At 68.2% G+C, this 6,403-nt stretch carries 5 protein-coding genes; 4 read left to right on the forward strand and 1 reads right to left on the reverse strand.

The window, feature by feature from the left end:
- The coding region (locus RMO40_RS15065; protein ID WP_309722942.1) for an RDD family protein at positions 1 to 488 on the reverse strand (488 nt) is incomplete at its 3' end.
- 158 nt (positions 489 to 646) lie between these two features.
- Here RMO40_RS15065 and RMO40_RS15070 point away from each other — a divergent pair.
- The 4 genes from RMO40_RS15070 to RMO40_RS15085 form a co-directional block, all read left to right on the forward strand.
- The gene (locus RMO40_RS15070; protein WP_309722945.1) at positions 647 to 2,068 is read left to right on the forward strand and encodes an FAD-linked oxidase C-terminal domain-containing protein; all 1,422 of its coding nucleotides are present in this window, start codon (positions 647 to 649) and stop codon (positions 2,066 to 2,068) included.
- A 94-nt stretch (positions 2,069 to 2,162) separates the two neighbouring features.
- The gene (gene rsmB / locus RMO40_RS15075; RefSeq protein WP_309722948.1) at positions 2,163 to 3,488 is read left to right on the forward strand and encodes a 16S rRNA (cytosine(967)-C(5))-methyltransferase RsmB; all 1,326 of its coding nucleotides are present in this window, start codon (positions 2,163 to 2,165) and stop codon (positions 3,486 to 3,488) included.
- A 55-nt stretch (positions 3,489 to 3,543) separates the two neighbouring features.
- The gene (locus RMO40_RS15080; RefSeq protein ID WP_309722951.1) at positions 3,544 to 4,107 is read left to right on the forward strand and encodes a DUF4390 domain-containing protein; all 564 of its coding nucleotides are present in this window, start codon (positions 3,544 to 3,546) and stop codon (positions 4,105 to 4,107) included.
- A 27-nt stretch (positions 4,108 to 4,134) separates the two neighbouring features.
- Positions 4,135 to 6,403: ATP-binding protein (locus RMO40_RS15085; RefSeq protein WP_309722954.1), on the forward strand; the 2,269-nt coding region annotated here is incomplete at its 3' end.

Raw genomic sequence — 6,403 nt, forward strand, 5'->3', positions numbered from 1 at the left:
GGGGCGGGCGGCAGTGCGCCGTGCAAGGCCACGGTGTCGCGGTAGACCACCAGCGTGCCGGCGGCGAGGTCGCCCAGGCGCTTGAAGTCGCGCCGCAGCAGCATCGCCACCAGGCCGAACGCATACATGAACGGGAAAAAATCGGCCGCGCGCAGCAGGTTGCGGGTGAGGGCGGCCGCGGGCGTGACCGGCAGGCCGGAGTCCATCACCACCTGCAGGCCGAAGGCGCGCTTGCCAGGGGTGGCGCCCGAGCGGGTCAGCTCGAACAGCACCGGATAGATCCACTCCAGCAAAAAGTAGGTGACCAGCAACAGCCCCGTGCCCATGCCGCCGAAAGGCAGCGCCAGCAGCGTCACCACGATGAAGATGCCGCAACGCACCAGCAGGTCGATCATGTAAGCCAGCACCCGGGGCGCCACCCCGGCCGGGCGCAGCGACAGCGCAATGCCCTCGGGCGTTTCGGCGGTGTACAGCGTATCGAGTGACACGTTAGGCGTCAGCGAACGTGGGTTGAGCGGTGGTGCACGCAGTTCATGGGCGCCTCCCGCGCATCCGTCTTTGTCGGCGGATTCTAGGGTCTGCTCCAGCGCTGCTCCGGGGCCACGAGCGCAGAATTGCCCTCTTGCGCCCCGCGCTGGAGACCGCCGTGAACGCCCCTTTGCCGACCCATGTCTTGCCACCCGTTCAGCCCCGGCCCGTGCCGGCGGCCATGCGCACCGCCTTGACGGCCCGTTTCGGCGAGCGCTGCTCGGCCGCGCTGGCCGTGCGCGAGCAGCACGGCCGCGATGAGTCTCCATTCGACGCACCGCCGCCCGAGCTGGTGGTGTTTTGCGAAAGCACCGACGAAGTGGCCTTTGTCGTGCAACAGGCCGACCTGCACGCGGTGCCGGTGATTCCGTTTGGCGTGGGCTCCTCGCTCGAAGGCCACTTGCTCGCGGTGCAAGGCGGCGTGAGCATCGATTTGAGCCGCATGCAGGCCATCGTGTCGCTGCAGCCCGAAGACCTCACCGTCACCGTGCAGGCGGGTGTCACCCGCACGCGGCTCAACAACGAGATCCGCCACACGGGACTCTTCTTTCCCATCGACCCCGGTGCCGATGCGAGCCTGGGCGGCATGGCGGCCACACGCGCCAGCGGCACGAACGCCGTGCGCTACGGCACCATGCGCGAAAACGTGCTCGGCCTCACCGTCGTCACGCCGCAGGGCGAGGTGATCCACACGGGCACCCGCGCGCGCAAGTCGTCGGCGGGTTACGACCTCACGCGCCTGATGGTGGGCAGTGAAGGCACGCTGGGCGTGATGACCGAGATCACGCTCAAGCTCTACCCGCTGCCCGAGGCCATCTCGGCCGCCACCTGCACCTTCCCGAGCGTGGACGCTGCCGTGCGCACCACCATCCAGGTCATCCAGATGGGCGTGCCCATCGCGCGCTGCGAGCTGCTCGACGTGAACGCCGTGCGGGCCGTCAACAAGCACGACAAGCTGGGCCTCACCGAGGCGCCGATGCTGTTGATGGAGTTCCACGGCAGCGCGGCCAGCGTGGCCGAGCAGGCCGCCACCGTGCAGGAGATCGCGGCCGAGTTCGGTGGCCAGGGCTTCGAGTGGGCGACCACGCCCGAAGCGCGCACCAAGCTCTGGACGGCACGCCACCACGCCTACTTCGCCGCGCTGCAAATGAAACCCGGCTGCCGCTGCGTCACCACCGACACCTGCGTGCCGATCTCGCGCCTGGCCGAGTGCATCAACGCGAGCGTGGTCGAGGTCGACGCCTCGGGCCTGCCGTATTTCATCGTTGGTCATGTGGGCGATGGCAACTTCCACCTCGGCTACCTGATCGACCCGGCCCTCCCCGCCGAAGGCGAGCTGGCCGAGCGGCTCAACCTGCAACTGGTGCAGCGCGCGCTGGCGATGGACGGCACCTGCACCGGCGAGCATGGTGTGGGACTGCACAAGATGGGCTTCCTGGTCGAAGAAGCCGGTGCCGGCGCGGTGGCCATGATGCGCAGCGTGAAGCAGGCGCTGGACCCGAAGAACATCATGAATCCGGGAAAAATCTTCGCAGGATGACAGCCCCTCGGCCGACGAATACGTCGGCCGATCCCCCGCGGTGATGCGGGCCGGCTTGGGGCGGCCCGGCGCTCGGCCCTCTTAGACTCCCCGGGTGAATCACCCGTCTCTTCCCCTCTCTCGTCTCATTGGCCATAGCGCCGACGCCGTACAGGCCGTGCGCGCGGGCCAGTCGCTGAACGACGCACTCGCACGTTGCCCCAGCGAGGCGCGACCGGGCACGCAGGCACTGGTCTTTCAAGTGATGCGTGGCCTCGGTGCAGCGCAGGCCGCGCGCCAGCAACTCGCGCCGAAAAACCCACCGCCACCGGTCGACGCCTTGTTGCTCACCGTGCTCGCGCTGTTGTGGCCCGAGGTGCAAGACGGCGCCACGTACGCGCCGCACACCGTGGTCAACCAGGCGGTCGAAGCGGCCAAGAAGCGCCACGCTGCCAGCGCCTCGTTCATCAACGCGGTGTTGCGCCGCTTCTTGCGCGAGCGCGAGGCCATCGTGCAGGCGGCGCAGGCCGACCCGGTGGCGCGTTTCAACCACCCGCGCTGGTGGATCGAGCGGCTGCAGGCCGATTGGCCGGGGCAATGGCAGGCGATTCTTCAAGTCAACAACCAGCGCCCGCCGATGACGCTGCGCGTCAACGCACGGCGCAGCACGGCGGCCGCGTATGTGCAGCGCCTGGCCGAGGCCGGCATCGTTGCGCGGGTGGTCGGCCCGCAGGCGGTGCAACTCGCCGAGCCGCACCCGGTGCAGCAGCTGCCGGGTTTTGCCGAAGGCGATGTGTCGGTGCAAGACGCCGCCGCCCAGCTCGCCGCGCCCTTGTTGATCGGCGACGGCCTGCCGGCCGGTGCACGCGTGCTCGACGCCTGCGCCGCCCCCGGCGGAAAGACGGCCCACTTGCTGGAGCTGGCCGAACTCGACGTGCTGGCCATCGACAGCGACGCTGCTCGGTTGGAGCGTGTGCATGACACGCTGGGCCGCTTGTCCTTGCACGCTCAGACACTCGCTGCCGACGCACGCGAACCCACCGCGTGGTGGGACGGCCAGCCCTTCGATGCCATCCTGCTCGACGCGCCCTGCAGCGCCTCGGGCATCGTGCGCCGCCACCCCGACGTGCGCTGGTTGCGGCGCGCCAGCGACATCGCGACCCTGGCGCAAACCCAGGCGCAGCTGCTCGACGCCCTGTGGCCGCTACTCAAGGAGGGTGGGCGCTTGCTCTTCTGCACTTGCTCGGTGTTCAAGGCCGAAGGGCAGGCCGTGATCGACGCTTTTTTGCAACGCCAGAGCACCGCCAGCCGGGCGGCGCGGCCGGCTTCTCCTGGCCACCTGCTGCCGCTGGCTGACAATCCGGTCAACGGCGATGCGCCCGCTTCCGGTGCATCGCGAGATGGCTTTTTTTACGCTCTGTTGGCCAAGGCCCCCACCTGACCCGCCCGTGCCCTGCACACCTCACACATGCCTGCAAACCCATGACACCGGCTCCGTGACCCGGTGGCTGCTGGCTCGGGCGCGTGCCTGGCTCGGCCTGGGTGTGTGTGTGCTGATGCTGGCCACGAGCCCGCTCGCGCGGGCCGACACCGTCACCCTCGACGGCCTCGACCTCACCCGCAACGAAGAGGGCCTGCTGCTGAGTTTTGTGGCCCGCTTCCAGCTGGCCCCGGCGGTCGAAGACGCGCTGCAAAAAGGTGTGCCGCTGTTCTTCGAAGCGCAGGCCGAGGTGTTTCGCGACCGCTGGTACTGGCGCGACAAACGCGTCAGCAGCGTCACCCGCACCTGGCGCCTGGCCTACCAGCCGCTCACCCGCAAATACCGCGTCACCTTCGGTGGCCTGAGCCAGCACTTTGACAGCCTGCCTGAAGCGCTCGCGGCCGTCAGCCGCACCGCCAGCTGGAAACTCGCCGAGCCCTCGCAGCTCGACGACGGCCGCGTCTACGTCGAATTCAGCTACCAGCTCGACACCACGCAGATGCCTCGCCCGATGCAGATCGGCATCGGCGGCCAATCTGATTGGTCGCTCAAGGTCGAGCGTGTGCGCCGCTTGAACTAGACAGGTGCTTCGGCTACAGGTTCGAACATGACCAAAGCGAGCCGCTGGGCCTGGATCGTTTCGTTGGTCGCCGTGACCGGCGCCGGCCTGGTGCTGGTGTTCCTGCTCTCGCTGGCCACCAACAGCCGCGGCCTCTACGAGCAGCACTACGTGTGGCTGTTCTGGGTCAACGTGGTGGTGGCTGGCCTGCTGGTGCTGGTGATCGGCATTGCCGGTGTGCGCCTCATCGTGCGGGTGCGGCGCGGCAAGTTCGGCAGCCGCTTGCTGCTGCGCCTGGCGGCGGTGTTTGCGATGGTGGGGGTGGTGCCGGGCCTCTTGATCTACACCGTGTCGTATCAGTTCGTGTCGCGCAGTATCGAGACCTGGTTCGACGTCAAGGTCGAAGGCGCGCTCGATGCGGGCCTGAGCCTCGGCCGGGCCACGCTCGATGCGCAGGTCAACGACCTGTCCACCAAGACGCGCCTGGCCGCCGAGCGATTGAGCGACACCACCAACCCGGTGGCCCCGCTCTCGCTGGAGCGCGTGCGCGAGCAGCTCTCGGCGCAAGAGGTCACCTTGCTCGGCGCGAACGGCCAGGTGCTGTTGACGGCGGGGCGCATCACCAACTCGTTTGCGCCTGAGCGCCCGAGCCTCAACCAGCTGCGCCAGGCGCGCAGCGTGCGTGTGGTCGGCCAGCTCGAAGGGCTGGACGAAGACGTCACCACCAACTCAGGCAATGCACGCATCCGCGCCCTGGCCTTCATGCCCAGCAGCAGTTTTTCGCTCGGGGCCCAAGACCGTTTCCTGATGGTCACCCAGTTGCTGCCGAGCACCATGGTCACCAATGCGCTGGCGGTGCAGGCGGCCTACCGTGAGTACCAGCAGCGTGCACTCGCACGCGACGGCTTGCGCCGCATGTACATCGGCACGCTCACACTCACACTCGTGCTCGCCGTGTTCGGCGCCTTGCTGCTGGCGGTGACGCTGGGCAACCAGCTCGCGCGGCCGCTGCTGGTGCTGGCCGAAGGTGTGCGCCAGGTGGCGCGCGGTGACCTCACGCGCAAGCAGGTGTTTGCCTCGCGCGACGAGCTGAGCGGCCTCACGCGGTCGTTTGCCGACATGACCGAGCAGCTGTCCGACGCCCGCTCGCTGGTGCAGCGCAGCCTGGCCCAGCTCGAAGCGGCGCGCACGAATCTGCAAACCATCCTCGACAACCTCACCGCCGGTGTGATCGTGTTCGACAAAGACGGCCACATCGACACTGTCAACCCCGGCGCCACGCGCATTCTTCGCCTGCCAGTGTCGGCCTACCGTGGCCGCCTGCTCAGCGAAGTGCCGGGCCTGCAAGACTTTGCCGCCGCGGTGGCGCAGCGTTTCGAGCTGCACCGCGGCAGCCCCGAGGCCGGCGAGCGCGACCATTGGCAAGACGCCTTCGACCTGCAGACCAGCACCGCGCAAGGCCGCATGAATGACACCAAAGACGGCGACAAGGTCACCCTGCTCGTGCGCGGCGCCTCGATGCCGCACGCCGGCCAGCTGATGGTGTTCGACGACATCACCGAGGTGGTCTCCGCACAGCGCGCCGAAGCCTGGAGCGAAGTGGCTCGCCGCCTGGCGCACGAGATCAAGAACCCGCTCACGCCGATCCAGCTCTCGGCCGAGCGCCTGCAGCACAAGCTTGAATCCAAGCTCGAAGGCCTCGACCAGGCCATGCTCGTGCGCTCGGTGGGCACCATCGTCAACCAGGTGCAAGCGATGAAGACGCTGGTCAACGAATTCCGCGATTACGCACGCCTGCCGGCTGCGCGCCCGCAAGCGCTCGACCTCAACGCGCTGGTCAGCGAGGTGCTCACGCTCTACGCCACCGCGCAGGAGTCGGGCCGCTTGCGTGCCGAACTCACACCCGAGCTGCCCGCCATCCTGGGCGACACCACCCAGCTGCGACAGGTGATCCACAACCTGGTGCAAAACGCGCTCGACGCCGTGGCCGAGCGCCCCGAAGGCTGCGTGCGCCTGCGCACCGAGATCGCCCGCACCGACCAAGGCGAGTTGCGCGCGGTGCGTTTGCAGGTGCTCGACAACGGGCCGGGCTTCTCCGAGAAAGTGCTCAAACGCGCCTTTGAGCCCTATGTCACCACCAAGAGCAAAGGCACCGGCCTCGGCCTTGCGGTGGTCAAGAAGATTGCCGACGAACATGGCGCGCGCATCCGCCTGGCCAACCTCACCACCACCGGCCCCGAGGGGCCAGAAGTGACCGGCGCGCAAGTTTCGCTATCATTTTCAAAATTCGCGCCGGCAGACAGCACCCCCGCTGTCA

The sequence above is a fragment of the Rhizobacter sp. genome (assembly GCF_031412075.1).
Classification (GTDB): domain Bacteria; phylum Pseudomonadota; class Gammaproteobacteria; order Burkholderiales; family Burkholderiaceae_C; genus Rhizobacter.